Here is a 13,454-nt window from a genome sequence, read left to right as displayed (position 1 = left end):
GCATCCCCACCCCGGACGTGAGCCGCACGCCGGTGATGCCGACGAAGACGTCAAGGAGGGCAGCCGTGGCCGCCAGCACCCCAGATACGGCACCTGCCGCACCCCGCGCCAAGCGGGACCGGACCCATTACCTGTACATCGCCGTCATCGTGGCGGTCGCGCTCGGTATCGCCGTGGGACTGATCTGGCCCGACGCCGCGGTCGAGCTGAAGCCGCTGGGCACCGGCTTCGTCAACCTGATCAAGATGATGATCTCGCCGATCATCTTCTGCACGATCGTGCTGGGCATCGGCTCGGTGCGCAAGGCCGCGAAGGTCGGCGCCGTCGGCGGTATCGCGCTCGGCTACTTCCTGGTGATGTCGCTGGTCGCGCTCGCCATCGGGCTCGTCGTCGGCAACGTGCTGCACCCCGGGGACGGACTGCACCTGACCGACGCGCTCAAGCAGACCGGGCACGCCCAGGTCTCCGCCGACGCGCTGCCGCCGGTCGACTTCGTGCTGTCGATCATCCCGGTCACGTTCGTGTCCGCCTTCACCGAGGGCCAGGTCCTGCAGACCCTGCTGATCGCCCTGCTCACCGGGTTCGCGCTGCAGGCCATGGGCTCGGCCGGGCAGCCGGTGCTGCGCGGTGTCGAGCACATCCAGCGGCTGGTCTTCCGCATCCTGTCCATGGTCATGTGGGCCGCCCCCATCGGCGCCTTCGGCGCCATCGCGGCCGTCGTCGGCTCGGCCGGCCTGGACGCGCTGAAGAGCCTCGCCGTGCTGATGCTCGGCTTCTACGTGACCTGCTTCCTGTTCGTCTTCGTCGTGCTCGGCGCGGTGCTGCGGATCGTCGCCGGCGTGAACATCCTCTCCCTCTGCAAGTACCTCGCCCGGGAGTTCCTGCTGATCCTGTCCACCTCCTCCTCCGAGTCCGCGCTGCCGCGGCTCATCGCGAAGATGGAGCACCTGGGCGTCAGCAAGCCGGTCGTCGGCATCACCGTGCCGACCGGCTACTCCTTCAACCTCGACGGCACGATGATCTACATGACCATGGCGTCGCTGTACATCGCGGACGCCCTGGGCACCCCGATGTCCGTCGGCGAGCAGATCCCGCTGCTGCTCTTCCTGCTGCTGGCCTCCAAGGGCGCCGCGGGCGTCAGCGGCGCCGGCCTGGCCACGCTGGCCGGCGGCCTGCAGTCGCACAAGCCCGCGCTGGTGGACGGCGTCGGCCTGATCGTCGGCATCGACCGGTTCATGAGCGAGGCCCGCGCCCTGACCAACTTCGCCGGCAACGCCGTGGCCACCGTGCTGATCGGCACCTGGACCAAGGAGATCGACAACGGCCGGGTCCGGCAGGTGCTGGCCGGCGACCTCCCCTTCGACGAGACGACGCTGCTGGACGAGCAGCAGTCCGCCGCCGGGCTGCCCGAGCCCCGCGAGGGCGGCGAGAAGGAGCTGGCCAAGGCCTGATCCGAAGCTCCGGACGCCCGGCCCCGCCTGAACCCGGGCCGGGCGTCCGGTACCGCCAGCCGGGCGGCCGGGTCTCCCCCCGTGACTCGGCCGCCCGGCTCCCATCCACTAACGTGCCGTTCCGGTCGACCGGAACGGCACGTCGGTGTCGTTCCCGAACGCGGTACGAAAGGCAGGGCACGGGGGATGAGCATCGACTGGGACCGGCGGACCTGCGCACGCAGGGGCCATGTCACCTACGCGCCGGACGACCCCCGGCTGCGGTCGCGGCTGCACGCCCGGACGGAGCTCGGCGACGTCTGGCGCTGCCTGCGCTGCGGCGACTTCGTGCTCGGCGAGCCGCACGCGTCCGGGCCGGCCGAGGACGCACCCCTGGTGCCCCGCGGGAAGGTGCTGCGGGACCTGTTCATCCTGCGCTTCCTCGCGGTCGAGCGGGCCGTGCGCGGGGTGTTCATCGTGCTGGTCGCCGTCGCGGTGTGGCGGTTCAGCAACAGCCGGAACGCGGTGCGCCGGCTCTTCAAGGAGTACCTGAACGTCTTCCGCCCGGTGTTCCGGCACTTCCACTACGACCTCGACCACTCCCCGGTGGTCGGCTCCGTGCAGAAGGCCTTCGGCTACCGGCAGTCCACGCTGCTGCTGGTGGCGGCACTGCTGCTGGCCTACGCGCTGGTCGAACTCGTCGAGGCGGTGGGCCTCTGGTACGCCAAGCGCTGGGCGGAGTACCTGACGGTGGTCGCCACGGCCGCCTTCCTGCCGCTGGAGATCTACGAACTCACCGAGCACATCAGCTGGCTGAAGATCGCCACCCTCGTCCTCAACGTCCTCGCTGTCCTCTACATCGCGCTGGCCAAGCGCCTGTTCGGCCTGCGCGGCGGGCGCCGGAAGTTCGAGGAGGAGCGGCACAGCGCCTCGCTGCTGGAGGTGGAGGAGTCCGCCGGGATGGCCGCCCACGGCCGGCCCTTGCCTTGACGCCGACGTCAACGCCTACGGTCGTACCCATGCGAATCGGCGAGCTGGCCGCACGGGCCGGGACCACCACCCGCGCCCTGCGCTACTACGAGACGCGGGGGCTGCTGCCCGCCCGGCGCGACGGCAAGGGGCACCGCACCTACGACGAGGGCGACCTCCGGCTGGTCCGCCAGATCCGGACCCTGCAGGACTGCGGGTTCGACCTGGAGGAGACGCGGCCGTTCGTGGAGTGCCTGCGGGCCGGGCACCCGGAGGGCGACTCCTGCCCGGCGTCCCTGGTGGTCTACCGGCGCAAGCTGGACGAGCTGGACGCGCTCGTCGGCCAGCTCACGGCGGTGCGGGAGACGGTCGCCGGGCAGCTGCGGCGGGCCGAGCTGGCCCGGGAGGCGCTGGCCGCCGAGGCGCTGGTTCCGGGCGGTCCGGAACCCCTGTGCGAACTGGGAGGGCGGGACGAATGATCAAGGCTGCGGGTGTGGCCGAGGTGGGGGACGCGGACTTCGGGACGGAGGTGCTGCGGGCGGACCTCCCGGTGCTGGTGGAGTTCACCGCCGACTGGTGCCCGCCGTGCCGCCAGATGGGGCCGGTGCTCAGCGACCTGGCGTCGGAGCAGGAGGGCCGGCTGAAGGTGGTGCAGCTCGACGTGGACACCAACCCCGAGACCACGAACGCGTACAAGGTGCTGTCGATGCCGACGTTCATGGTGTTCCAGGGCGGTGAGCCGGTGAAGGCGATGGTGGGGGCGCGGGCCAAGCGCCGGCTGCTGGAGGAACTGGCCGACGTGCTCTGAAAGCGGCCCCGCACACCAAAAAATCCCCTGAGCAATTGCGCTCGGGGGATTTCTCTGCGTATATTCAGTGATTCGCGACTTCATTTGGGAGAAGACGCGGAGCAGTGCACTGAGCAGAGTATATCCGGGCGGGAGCGGAATTGTCAAACAGCGAATTTCCGGACGATGAATTGCGGCGCGAGCAGGAATTCATCGACGGACTGTACGCGCGCGTCGACGAGCTGCGCGGCGAGGCCGAGACCTCGGTCGCGGACGCCCTCGCGCAGGGCGACAAGCCCATGCAGGCCCGGCTGGAGCGGGACATCCTGGTCGCCGAGCGGTCCGGGCTGCTCGCCGCGCTGAACGCGGTGGACGGTTCGCTCTGCTTCGGCCGGATCGACCTCACCTCCGGAGTCAGCCACCACATCGGCCGGATCGGACTGCGCGAGGACGACGCCGAGCGCACCCCGGTCCTCATCGACTGGCGGGCCGACGTCGCCCGCCCCTTCTACCTGGCCACCGGCCACACCCCGATGGGTCTGCGCCGCCGTCGGCACCTCACCACCGAGGGCCGCACCGTGACCTCGCTGCACGACGAGATCCTCGACCTCGGCGACGCCACCCGCACCGGTTACGAGGACCCCAGCGGTGACGCCGTCCTGCTGGCCGCGCTGAACTCGGCGCGCACCGGCCGGATGAGCGACATCGTGCAGACCATCCAGGCCGAGCAGGACGAGATCATCCGGGCCCCGCACCGCGGGGTGCTGGTGGTCGAGGGCGGCCCGGGCACCGGAAAGACCGCCGTGGCGCTGCACCGCGCGGCCTACCTGCTCTACGAGCACCGCGAGCTGCTGGCCCGCCGCGCCGTGCTCATCGTCGGACCCAACCCCGCGTTCCTCGGCTACATCGGCGAGGTGCTGCCCTCCCTGGGCGAGACCGGCGTGCTGCTGGCCACGGTCGGCGAGCTGTTCCCCGGGGTACGGGCCACCGCCGCCGACACGCCGGAGGCGGCCGCCGTGAAGGGCCGCGCGGACATGGCCGACGTGCTCGCCGCCGTCGTCCGCGACCGGCAGGCCCTGCCCGATCCGGTCGTCACCGTCGAGCACGACCGCGAGGTGCTGATGCTCGACGACGGACTCGTGAGCGTCGCCCGTGAGCGCACCCGCGCCACCGGGCTGCCGCACAACGCCGCCCGCGAGCACTTCGAGGGCCACATCCTCAACACGCTCACCGAGCTGTACGCCGAGCGTGTGGGCACCGACCCGTACGACGGCGGCAGCCTGCTGGACCCCGCCGACATCACCCAGATCCGCGACGAACTCGCCGAGAACCCCGAGTTCTGGTCCGCCGTCGACCTGCTGTGGCCCCGGGTCACCCCGCGGCGGCTGGTCGCGGACTTCCTCGCCGAACCGGACGGCTACCTGCCCCCGGCCGACGCCGACGCGATCCGCCGCCCGGTGACCCGGGCCTGGACCGTCGCCGACGTACCCCTCCTGGACGAGGCCGCCGAACTCCTCGGCGAGGACGACCGGATCGCCAGGGCCCGTGCCGAACGCGAGCGGGAGACGCAGGTCGCCTACGCCCAGGGTGTGCTCGACGTCTCCTACGCCTCCCGGACCTACGAGTTCGAGGACAAGGAGGACGGCGACCCGGACGCCAGCGAGGTCCTGTCCGCGCACGACATCATCGACGCCGAGCGGTTCGCCGAGCGGCACGAGGAGCAGGACCACCGCAGCGCCGCCGAGCGGGCCGCGGCCGACCGGACCTGGGCCTTCGGGCACATCATCGTGGACGAGGCGCAGGAGCTGTCCCCGATGGCCTGGCGGCTGCTGATGCGACGCAGCCCGACCCGTTCCATGACCCTGGTCGGCGACCCCGCGCAGACCGCCGAGGCGGCCGGTGTCGGCTCCTGGGCGGACATCCTCGCCCCCTATGTCGAGGACCGCTGGGAGCACGCCCGGCTCGGCGTCAACTACCGCACCCCGGCCGAGATCATGGAGCTGGCCGCGGCCGTGGTCCGCGCCGAGAAGCCGGACTTCGAACCGCCGAGCTCGGTGCGCTCGACGGGGGTGCGGCCCTGGGTGCGGGACGCGCGCGGCGACCTGCCCGGCGCGGTCGCCGAGGCGGTCGCCGAACTCACCCCCGCCGAGGGCCGGCTCGCCGTCATCGCCCCGCGCGAGCTGCACCGGGCGCTGGCCGCCCGGCTCGACGGGGTGACGGCGGACGCGGAACCCGACCTCACCCGCACCGTCGTGCTCCTCGACCCCCGCCAGTCGAAGGGCCTGGAGTTCGACTCGGTCCTGGTCGTGGAACCGGCCCGCTACGGCACCAGCGACCTCTACGTGGCCCTCACCCGCGCCACCCAGCACCTCGGCGTACTCCACACCGGCGACCTGCCGGCGGGGCTGAAGGACTGAGCCCCCGGCGGGGGCGACCGCCTACGCCGGACGCAGCCACACCGTGGCCAGCGGAGGCAGCGTCAGCCGGATGCTCGCGGGGCGCCCGTGCGCGCCCTGCGGCTCCGGCTTGACCGCGTCCGGGTTGACCACGTCGCTCCCGCCGTACCGCCCCGCGTCGCTGTTCAGCACCTCCACCCACGCCGGCACGTCCTCCGGCACACCGATCCGGTAGTCGTGCCGCACCACCGGCGCCAGATGCGAGACCGCGAGCAGCGGATTGCCCTCGGCGTCGAGCCGCAGGAACGCGAAGACGTTGTCGTCCACGGCGTCACCGGTGACCCACTGGAAGCCGGCCGGATCGGTGTCCCGCTGCCACAGGGCCGCAGTCGTGCGGTAGGTGGCGTTCAGGTCCCGTACCAGGTCCCGCACGCCCCGGTGGTCGCCCTCGGCGCCGTAGGACGGGTCGAGCAGCCACCAGTCGGGGCCGTGCGCCTCGGACCACTCGGCTCCCTGGGCGAACTCCTGCCCCATGAAGAGCAGCTGCTTGCCCGGGTGCGCCCACATGAAGCCGAGGTAGGCGCGCAGGTTCGCGCGCTGCTGCCACCAGTCGCCCGGCATCTTCGACACCAGCGAACCCTTGCCGTGCACGACCTCGTCGTGGGAGATGGGCAGCACGTAGTTCTCGCTGTACGCGTACACCATCGAGAACGTCAGCTCGTGGTGGTGGTAGCTGCGGTGCACCGGCTCGTGGCTCATGTACTGCAGCGAGTCGTGCATCCAGCCCATGTTCCACTTCAGCCCGAAGCCCAGACCGCCGAAGCCGCTCGGGCCCCGGTGGTGGGTGGGGCGGGTGACGCCGTCCCAGGCCGTGGACTCCTCGGCGATGGTCACCACGCCGGGGCAGCGCCGGTAGACGGTGGCGTTCATCTCCTGGAGGAACGCCACCGCGTCCAGGTTCTCCCGGCCGCCGTGCTCGTTCGGCGTCCACTGGCCGGGCTCGCGCGAGTAGTCGAGGTAGAGCATCGAGGCGACGGCGTCCACGCGCAGTCCGTCGATGTGGAACTCCTCGCACCAGTACACCGCGTTCGCGACCAGGAAGTTGCGCACCTCGCGCCGGCCGAAGTCGAACTCCAGGGTGCCCCAGTCGGGATGGGCGGCGCGCAGCGGGTCGTGGTGCTCGTACAGGGGCCGTCCGTCGAACTCCGCCAGGGCCCAGGCGTCACGCGGGAAGTGCGCCGGGACCCAGTCCATCAGGACGCCGATGCCCGCCTGGTGCAGCCGGTCCACGAGGTACTTGAAGTCGTCCGGTGTGCCGAGCCGCGCCGTGGGCGCGTAGAAGCCGGTGACCTGGTAGCCCCAGGAACCGCCGAACGGGTGCTCGGCGACCGGCATCAGCTCCACATGGGTGAAGCCCATCTCCGTCACGTAGGCGGGGAGCTGCTCGGCGAGCTGCCGGTAGGTGAGGCCCGGCCGCCAGGACGGCAGGTGGACCTCGTACACGGAGAAGGGCGCCTCGTGGACGGGCGTCTCGGCGCGCCGGGCCATCCACTCGGCGTCGTCCCACTCGTGGTGCGAGGCGTGCACGACGGAGGAGGTCGCGGGCGGGACCTCGGTGCGGCGGGCCATCGGGTCGGCCTTGAGGGTGTGCGAGCCGTCCGGGCGGGTGATCTCGAACTTGTACAGCTCGCCCTCGCCGACGCCCGGCACGAACAGCTCCCAGACGCCCGTGGAGCCGAGCGAGCGCATCGGGAAGGCTCCGGCGTCCCAGAAGTTGAAGGTGCCGGCGACCCGGACCCCCCGCGCGTTCGGCGCCCACACCGCGAACCGGGTGCCCGTCACCCCCTGGTGCGTCGTGACGTGCGCGCCGAGCGCCCGCCAGAGCTGCTCGTGCCGGCCCTCGCCGATCAGGTGCAGGTCCAGCTCGCCCAGCGTGGGCAGGAACCGGAACGCGTCCTCCGTCTCGTGGACGGCGCCGTCGTAGGTGACGAGCAGCCGGTAGGCGGGGACGTCGGTGAGCGGGAGCAGCCCGGAGAAGAAGCCGTCGCCGTCGTCGTGCAGCTCGGCCCGCAGGTCCCCGGAGACCACGGTGACCGCCTGGGCGTAGGGGCGGAAGGCCCGGAAGGCGACACCGCCGGGGACCGGGTGCGCGCCGAGCACGGAGTGCGGGGCGTGGTGCGTGCCGTGCAGCAGCCGTTCCCGGTCACCGGCGTCGACGGCGGGGGAGACCGCCACCTCCGCGGGGGCAGGCCGGTCCGGCGGCTCGGGCCTGCGGGCGGCCGGGATCGCGGCCCGGTCGCTCCCGGACGGCCCGGTCCCGGACAGCCCGGCCCCGGCCTGGTCGGTCCCGGACGGATCGGCCCCGGCCCGGGCGGTCCTGCTCCGGTCCGGCTTGCTCTTGCCTGTCTTGTTCTTCGAGGGGGCTGACTTCTTGGACGTCACGGACGGTTCTCCCGGGCGAAGGTCGGGTCGGACGTGGCGAGGCGGCGGACCGCGGCGAGCGGCACGGGCAGCCACTCGGGGCGGTGACGGGCCTCGTAGACGACTTCGTAGACGGCCTTGTCGGTCTCGTAGGCCCGCAGCAGCACCGGGTCGGTGCGCGGATCGCGGCCCGCCACCTCCGCGTACCCGGAGCAGTAGGCGGACCGGCAGTGCCGCGCCCAGTCCGGGTCGGGCGGGTTCGCCGAGTGGGCGGCGTAGTCGAAGGAGCGCAGCATCCCGGCGATGTCGCGCACCGGCGGCTGCGGCATGCGCCGCTCGGCCAGCGGCCGGGCCGGCTCGCCCTCGAAGTCGATCAGCGACCAGGTGCCGGACGGCGAGCGCAGGCACTGGCCGAGGTGGAGATCGCCGTGGACGCGCTGGGCGGTCCAGGTGTGCCCCTCGGCGGCCAGCTCCGCCAGCGCCTCGAAGGCGGAACGCAGCCCGCGCTCGTACGGCAGCAGCGCCGGCACCGCCCGCACGGCCGCCTCCAGCCGCTCGGTCATGCCGTCCACCAGCAGCCGGAGCTGGGCCTGGCCCAGGGTGACCGTCGGCAGGGCGCGGGCCAGCGCGGTGTGCACCTCGGCGGTCGCCCGGCCGAGCGCCCGGGCCTCGGCGAGGAAGTCCTCGCCCTTGGCCAGCTCACGCAGCGCCAGCTCCCAGCCGTCGTCGGCGCCGTTCAGGAACGGCTGGAGCACCGCCAGGACGTAGGGCTCCGGTTCCGGCCCGGCGAGCAGCCACGCCGTCGGCGCGGGCACCCGGTCGCAGCCCTCGCCGGCCAGGGCGAGCGGTATCTCCAGGTCGGGGTTGACCCCCGGCACCACCCGGCGCAGCAGCTTCAGAATGAACGTATCTCCGTAGACGATCGACGAGTTGGACTGCTCGGCGGTCATCAGCCGGGGTACGAGGCCGTCCCGGATCTCCTGGTCCGGGTCCCGTTCGAACCGCAGCCCGCCGATGCGCGCCCGGGTGCGCAGGGCCTCCAGGAGCACCTCGGCGGGCCGGGGGTCGTACAGGGCCTCGTACACCGTGCGTCCGGCGAGCGGGCCCTGCTCCACATGCCCGATCAGCGCGGGCGCCAGCCGTGGCGGCAGCGCCTCGCGCACGCCTATCAGCAGCTGGTAGCAGTCGCCGGGGTGCGCCGGGGCGCCCAGTACGGGTGGCTGGTGGACGCGCAGCAGCAGGTGGTAGAGGCCCAGCCGGCCGTCCGGGGGCAGCAGTTCGGTGACGGCCACCTGGGTGAACCCGGTGACCGGACGTCCCTTGCCCGCGAACCAGCGCTGCCTGGGCAGCCACTCGCGCAGCAGCGGATCGAGCGATGTGAGGAGGTGGCCGGTCGTGCGGTCGGTGCCGAAGGGGGTGACCGTTTCCGCCATGGGCGTCACGTTCCTTTCCCCGGATCGTCGGGGTGTGAGTGTTGCGTGCCCCGGGTGGGGCGGAGGAAACCGCCGGCCGCCCCACCCGGTGGCACTACGCGGCGTCCCGGCGCAGCCGGAACCAGTAGAAGCCGTGGCCCGCGAGGGTCAGCAGGTAGGGCAGTTCACCGATGGCCGGGAACCGCACCCCGCCGAACAGCTCGACCGGATGGCGTCCGGTGAACGGCCTGAGGTCCAGTTCCGTGGGCTGTGCGAACCGGGAGAAGTTGTGCACGCACAGCACCAGGTCGTCCTCGAACTCGCGCAGGAAGGCGATCACGGCCGGGTTGGAGGACTGCAGCTCGGTGTAGGACCCGAGCCCGAAAGCGGGGTTCTGCTTGCGGATCTCGATCATGCGGCGGGTGAAGTGCAGCAGCGACGACGGCGACGACATGGACGCCTCGACGTTGGTGACCTGGTAGCCGTAGACCGGGTCCATGATCGTGGGCAGGAACAGCCGTCCCGGGTCGGACGACGAGAAGCCGGCGTTGCGGTCGGGCGTCCACTGCATGGGGGTGCGCACGGCGTCGCGGTCGCCGAGCCAGATGTTGTCGCCCATGCCGATCTCGTCGCCGTAGTAGAGGATCGGCGAGCCGGGCAGCGACAGCAGCAGCGCGGTGAACAGCTCGATCTGGTTGCGGTCGTTGTCGAGCAGGGGCGCGAGCCGGCGCCGGATGCCGATGTTGGCGCGCATGCGGGGGTCCTTGGCGTACTCGGCCCACATGTAGTCGCGTTCCTCGTCGGTGACCATCTCCAGGGTCAGCTCGTCGTGGTTGCGCAGGAAGATGCCCCACTGGCAGTTCGACGGGATCGCGGGCGTCTTGGCGAGGATCTCGGAGACCGGGTAGCGGGACTCGCGGCGCACGGCCATGAAGATGCGCGGCATGACCGGGAAGTGGAACGCCATGTGGCACTCGTCGCCGCCGGAGGCGTAGTCGCCGAAGTAGTCGACCACGTCCTCGGGCCACTGGTTGGCCTCCGCCAGCAGCACGGTGTCCGGGTACTGCGCGTCGATCTCCTTGCGGACCCGCTTGAGGAACTGGTGCGTCGCCGGCAGGTTCTCGCAGTTGGTGCCCTCCTGCTGGTACAGATACGGCACGGCGTCCAGCCGGAACCCATCGATGCCGAGGTCGAGCCAGAACTTCAGCGCGGAGATCATCTCCTCCTGCACGGCCGGGTTCTCGTAGTTGAGGTCCGGCTGGTGCGAGAAGAAGCGGTGCCAGTAGTACTGCTTGCGTACGGGGTCGTACGTCCAGTTGGAGGCCTCGGTGTCGACGAAGATGATCCGGGCGTCCTGGAACTGCTTGTCGTCGTCGGCCCAGACGTAGTAGTCCCCGTACGGGCCGTCCGGGTCCCTCCTCGACTCCTGGAACCACGGGTGCTGGTCGCTGGTGTGGTTCATGACGAAGTCGATGATGACCCGCATGCCGCGCTGGTGCGCGGAGTCCACGAACTCCACGAAGTCCGCGAGGTCGCCGAACTCGGGGAGTACGGCGGTGTAGTCGGATACGTCGTAACCGCCGTCACGCAGCGGGGACTTGAAGAAGGGCGGCAGCCAGAGGCAGTCGACGCCGAGCCACTGGAGGTAGTCGAGTTTGGCGGTCAGACCCTTGAGGTCGCCGATGCCGTCGCCGTTGCTGTCCTGGAAGGAGCGGACCAGGACCTCGTAGAAGACGGCGCTCTTGAACCAATCCGGGTGCCGGTCCTTGGCGGGGGTGTCCTCGAAGGTGTCCGGGACGGGCTCGTTGACGATCATATGGCGGGTGACCCTCCGGTCGGCGGGGTGGACGGTCGCAGGACCTCGCTGTGCTCACCCGGTGGACGTTCCCCGGACTCCCGGCCGACGGCCAGCACATGCGCGCCGCCCGGACCGAGGCGCACGTAACTGGCCCTGCCCCAGTGGTAGGTGTCGCCGGTGAGCAGGTCGCGCACCGGCGTCGACTCGTGCCATTCCAGGCCGAGTTGCGGCATGTCCAACGAGACCGTGGCTTCCTGGGTGTGGTGCGGGTCGAGGTTGGCGACGACCAGAACCGTGTTCGATCCGCTCCGCTTCGAGTAGGCGATCACCGCGTCCTTGTCGGTGTGGTGGAAGTGGAGGTCGCGCAGCTGCCGCAGGGCCGGATTGGCGCGCCGGATGGTGTTCAGTCGGGTGATGAGGGGGGCGATGGTGCGGCCCTCGCGTGCGGCGGCTTCCCAGTCGCGGGGTTTGAGCTGGTACTTCTCGGAGTCGAGGTATTCCTCGCTGCCTTCGCGGAACGGGGTGTTCTCGCAGAGCTCGTAGCCGCTGTAGATGCCCCAGGCGGGGGAGAGGGTCGCGGCGAGCACGGCGCGGACCTCGAAGGCGGGGCGGCCGCCCTGCTGGAGGTAGCCGTGCAGGATGTCGGGGGTGTTGGCGAAGAAGTTCGGCCGCATCCAGGCCGCCGCCTCGCCCGACAGCTCGGTCAGGTACTCGGTCAGCTCCTGCTTGGTGTTGCGCCAGGTGAAGTACGTGTACGACTGCTGGAAACCGATCTGGGCCAGGGTGTGCATCATCGCGGGCCGGGTGAACGCCTCGGCCAGGAAGATCACGTCGGGGTCGGCGCGGTTGACCTCGCCGATGACCCGTTCCCAGAACACCACCGGTTTGGTGTGCGGGTTGTCGACGCGGAAGATCCGCACCCCGTGGTCCATCCAGTGCCGCAGGATCCGCACGGTCTCCGCGACCAGGCCGTCCATGTCCGCGTCGAACGCGATCGGGTAAATGTCCTGGTACTTCTTCGGCGGGTTCTCCGCGTAGGCGATCGTCCCGTCCGGGCGGTGGTGGAACCACTCCGGGTACTTGTGCACCCACGGATGGTCCGGGGAGCACTGCAGCGCGAAGTCCAGCGCGATCTCCAGGCCGAGTTCCCGGGCCCGGGCGACGAAGTGGTCGAAGTCCTCCAGGGTGCCCAGGTCGGGGTGGACCGCGTCGTGGCCGCCCTCGGGCGAGCCGATCGCCCACGGCACCCCGACGTCCCGCGGCCCGGCGGTGAGGGTGTTGTTGCGGCCCTTGCGGAACGTGGTGCCGATCGGATGGATCGGCGGGAGGTACACGACGTCGAAGCCCATCTCCGCGATCGCCTCGAGCCGCCGCTCGGCACTGCGGAACGTGCCGTGCGGCCGCTCCGCGGTGCCCTCCGAACGCGGGAAGAACTCGTACCACGAGCCGTACAGCGCCCGCTCCCGCTCCACCAGCAGCGGCATCGCCTCCGACGCGGTCACCAACTCCCGCAACGGAAACCGCGACAGCACCCCCTCCACCTCCGGCGACAGCGCAGCCGCCAGCCGCCAGGCGGCCGGCCGGCCCTCGTCCCGGAGCGCCGCGGCGGCCGCCAGGACGGGCTCGCGCCGTTCCTCCGGCACCCCGGCGGCCGCCCGTTCGTACAGCTGTGCGCCCTCGGTGAGGACCAGGTCGGTGTCGATGCCCGCCGGGACCTTGATCCGCGCGTGGTGCCGCCAGGTGCCCACCGGGTCGGACCAGGCCTCCACCGTGTAGGTCCAGAGGCCCGCTTCGCCCGGCGTCACGGTGGCGCCCCAGCGGTCGGTGCCCGGGGCGAGTTCGCGCATCGGGGTCCAGGGGCCCGGCCGGCCCTCCGGGTCGCGCAGTACGACGTTCGCGGCGACGGCGTCGTGTCCCTCCCGGAACACGGTGGCCGACACCTCGAAGGCCTCACCGGTGACGGCCTTGGCGGGCCGGCGACCGTGCTGGACCACGGGGCGCACGTCGAGGACGGGGATGCGCCCGACGGCCGTGGAACCCGCCTCGGCGGGGCGCCCCTCGGGCGGCACGGGATCGCGGAGGTTCTCCGCCGGCTTCCCGGCCTTCCTGCCCGAGGCCTTCTTGCCGGCTGTCCTGCTGGTCGGTGGTGCTGACGAGTGGTGCGTGGCGGGCATGACCGCTCCTGTCCGCGTCAACGTGGGTGTGGGCGGATGGAAATGGGGAGGTGGGTCCTGCGTTCGT

9 protein-coding genes are annotated in these 13,454 nt (G+C 71.5%); 5 read left to right on the top strand and 4 right to left on the bottom strand.

Going from position 1 to position 13,454, the window contains the following annotated elements; translation table 11 throughout:
- Positions 1–35 precede the first annotated feature (35 nt).
- From ACFYU0_RS29625 to ACFYU0_RS29605, 5 genes are all read left to right on the top strand, one after another.
- Complete coding sequence (locus tag ACFYU0_RS29625) at positions 36–1,451, top strand: cation:dicarboxylate symporter family transporter (RefSeq protein ID WP_351672372.1); 1,416 nt, start codon at positions 36–38, stop codon at positions 1,449–1,451.
- A 186-nt stretch (positions 1,452–1,637) separates the two neighbouring features.
- Positions 1,638–2,420, top strand: a complete 783-nt coding sequence (locus ACFYU0_RS29620) for a DUF2127 domain-containing protein (protein WP_389305099.1) — start codon at positions 1,638–1,640, stop codon at positions 2,418–2,420.
- A 29-nt stretch (positions 2,421–2,449) separates the two neighbouring features.
- Entirely contained in the window at positions 2,450–2,878 is a 429-nt protein-coding gene (locus tag ACFYU0_RS29615; protein ID WP_351672294.1) for a MerR family transcriptional regulator, read from the top strand.
- On the top strand, positions 2,875–3,207 hold the full coding sequence (locus ACFYU0_RS29610) for a thioredoxin domain-containing protein (RefSeq protein WP_351672292.1): 333 nt from the start codon (positions 2,875–2,877) through the stop codon (positions 3,205–3,207). The genes ACFYU0_RS29615 and ACFYU0_RS29610 overlap by 4 nt, the downstream gene beginning before the upstream one ends.
- Positions 3,208–3,377: 170 nt before the next feature.
- Complete coding sequence (locus ACFYU0_RS29605) at positions 3,378–5,603, top strand: HelD family protein (protein ID WP_389305164.1); 2,226 nt, start codon at positions 3,378–3,380, stop codon at positions 5,601–5,603.
- A gap of 21 nt (positions 5,604–5,624) precedes the next feature.
- Here ACFYU0_RS29605 and glgB read toward each other — a convergent pair whose 3' ends face one another.
- From glgB to ACFYU0_RS29585, 4 genes are all read right to left on the bottom strand, one after another.
- Positions 5,625–7,868 (bottom strand): 1,4-alpha-glucan branching enzyme, encoded by a 2,244-nt coding sequence (gene glgB / locus ACFYU0_RS29600; protein ID WP_389305162.1) that lies wholly within the window; start codon positions 7,866–7,868, stop codon positions 5,625–5,627.
- Positions 7,869–8,020: 152 nt separating this feature from the next.
- Complete coding sequence (locus ACFYU0_RS29595; RefSeq protein ID WP_351672286.1) at positions 8,021–9,436, bottom strand: phosphotransferase; 1,416 nt, start codon at positions 9,434–9,436, stop codon at positions 8,021–8,023.
- Positions 9,437–9,530: 94 nt separating this feature from the next.
- A complete protein-coding gene (treS, locus tag ACFYU0_RS29590; protein WP_351672284.1) occupies positions 9,531–11,231 on the bottom strand; it encodes a maltose alpha-D-glucosyltransferase in 1,701 nt (566 codons plus the stop codon).
- Positions 11,228–13,387, bottom strand: a complete 2,160-nt coding sequence (locus ACFYU0_RS29585; protein ID WP_389305096.1) for an alpha-1,4-glucan--maltose-1-phosphate maltosyltransferase — start codon at positions 13,385–13,387, stop codon at positions 11,228–11,230. The genes treS and ACFYU0_RS29585 overlap by 4 nt, the downstream gene beginning before the upstream one ends.
- Positions 13,388–13,454 lie beyond the last annotated feature (67 nt).

Source organism: Streptomyces sp. NPDC003720, assembly GCF_042875075.1.
GTDB lineage: Bacteria > Actinomycetota > Actinomycetes > Streptomycetales > Streptomycetaceae > Streptomyces.
This window is presented reverse-complemented; position numbering and strand designations above follow the sequence as displayed.

What these genes read in the sequence shown, in the direction of transcription:
- ACFYU0_RS29625 (WP_351672372.1), top strand. Translation starts at nt 36, where the DNA reads ATGCCGACGAAGACGTCAAGGAGGGCAGCCGTGGCCGCCAGCACCCCA.
- ACFYU0_RS29620 (WP_389305099.1), top strand. Translation starts at nt 1,638, where the DNA reads ATGAGCATCGACTGGGACCGGCGGACCTGCGCACGCAGGGGCCATGTC.
- ACFYU0_RS29615 (WP_351672294.1), top strand. Translation starts at nt 2,450, where the DNA reads ATGCGAATCGGCGAGCTGGCCGCACGGGCCGGGACCACCACCCGCGCC.
- ACFYU0_RS29610 (WP_351672292.1), top strand. Translation starts at nt 2,875, where the DNA reads ATGATCAAGGCTGCGGGTGTGGCCGAGGTGGGGGACGCGGACTTCGGG.
- ACFYU0_RS29595 (WP_351672286.1), bottom strand. Translation starts at nt 9,436, where the DNA reads ATGGCGGAAACGGTCACCCCCTTCGGCACCGACCGCACGACCGGCCAC.
- treS (WP_351672284.1), bottom strand. Translation starts at nt 11,231, where the DNA reads ATGATCGTCAACGAGCCCGTCCCGGACACCTTCGAGGACACCCCCGCC.
- ACFYU0_RS29585 (WP_389305096.1), bottom strand. Translation starts at nt 13,387, where the DNA reads ATGCCCGCCACGCACCACTCGTCAGCACCACCGACCAGCAGGACAGCC.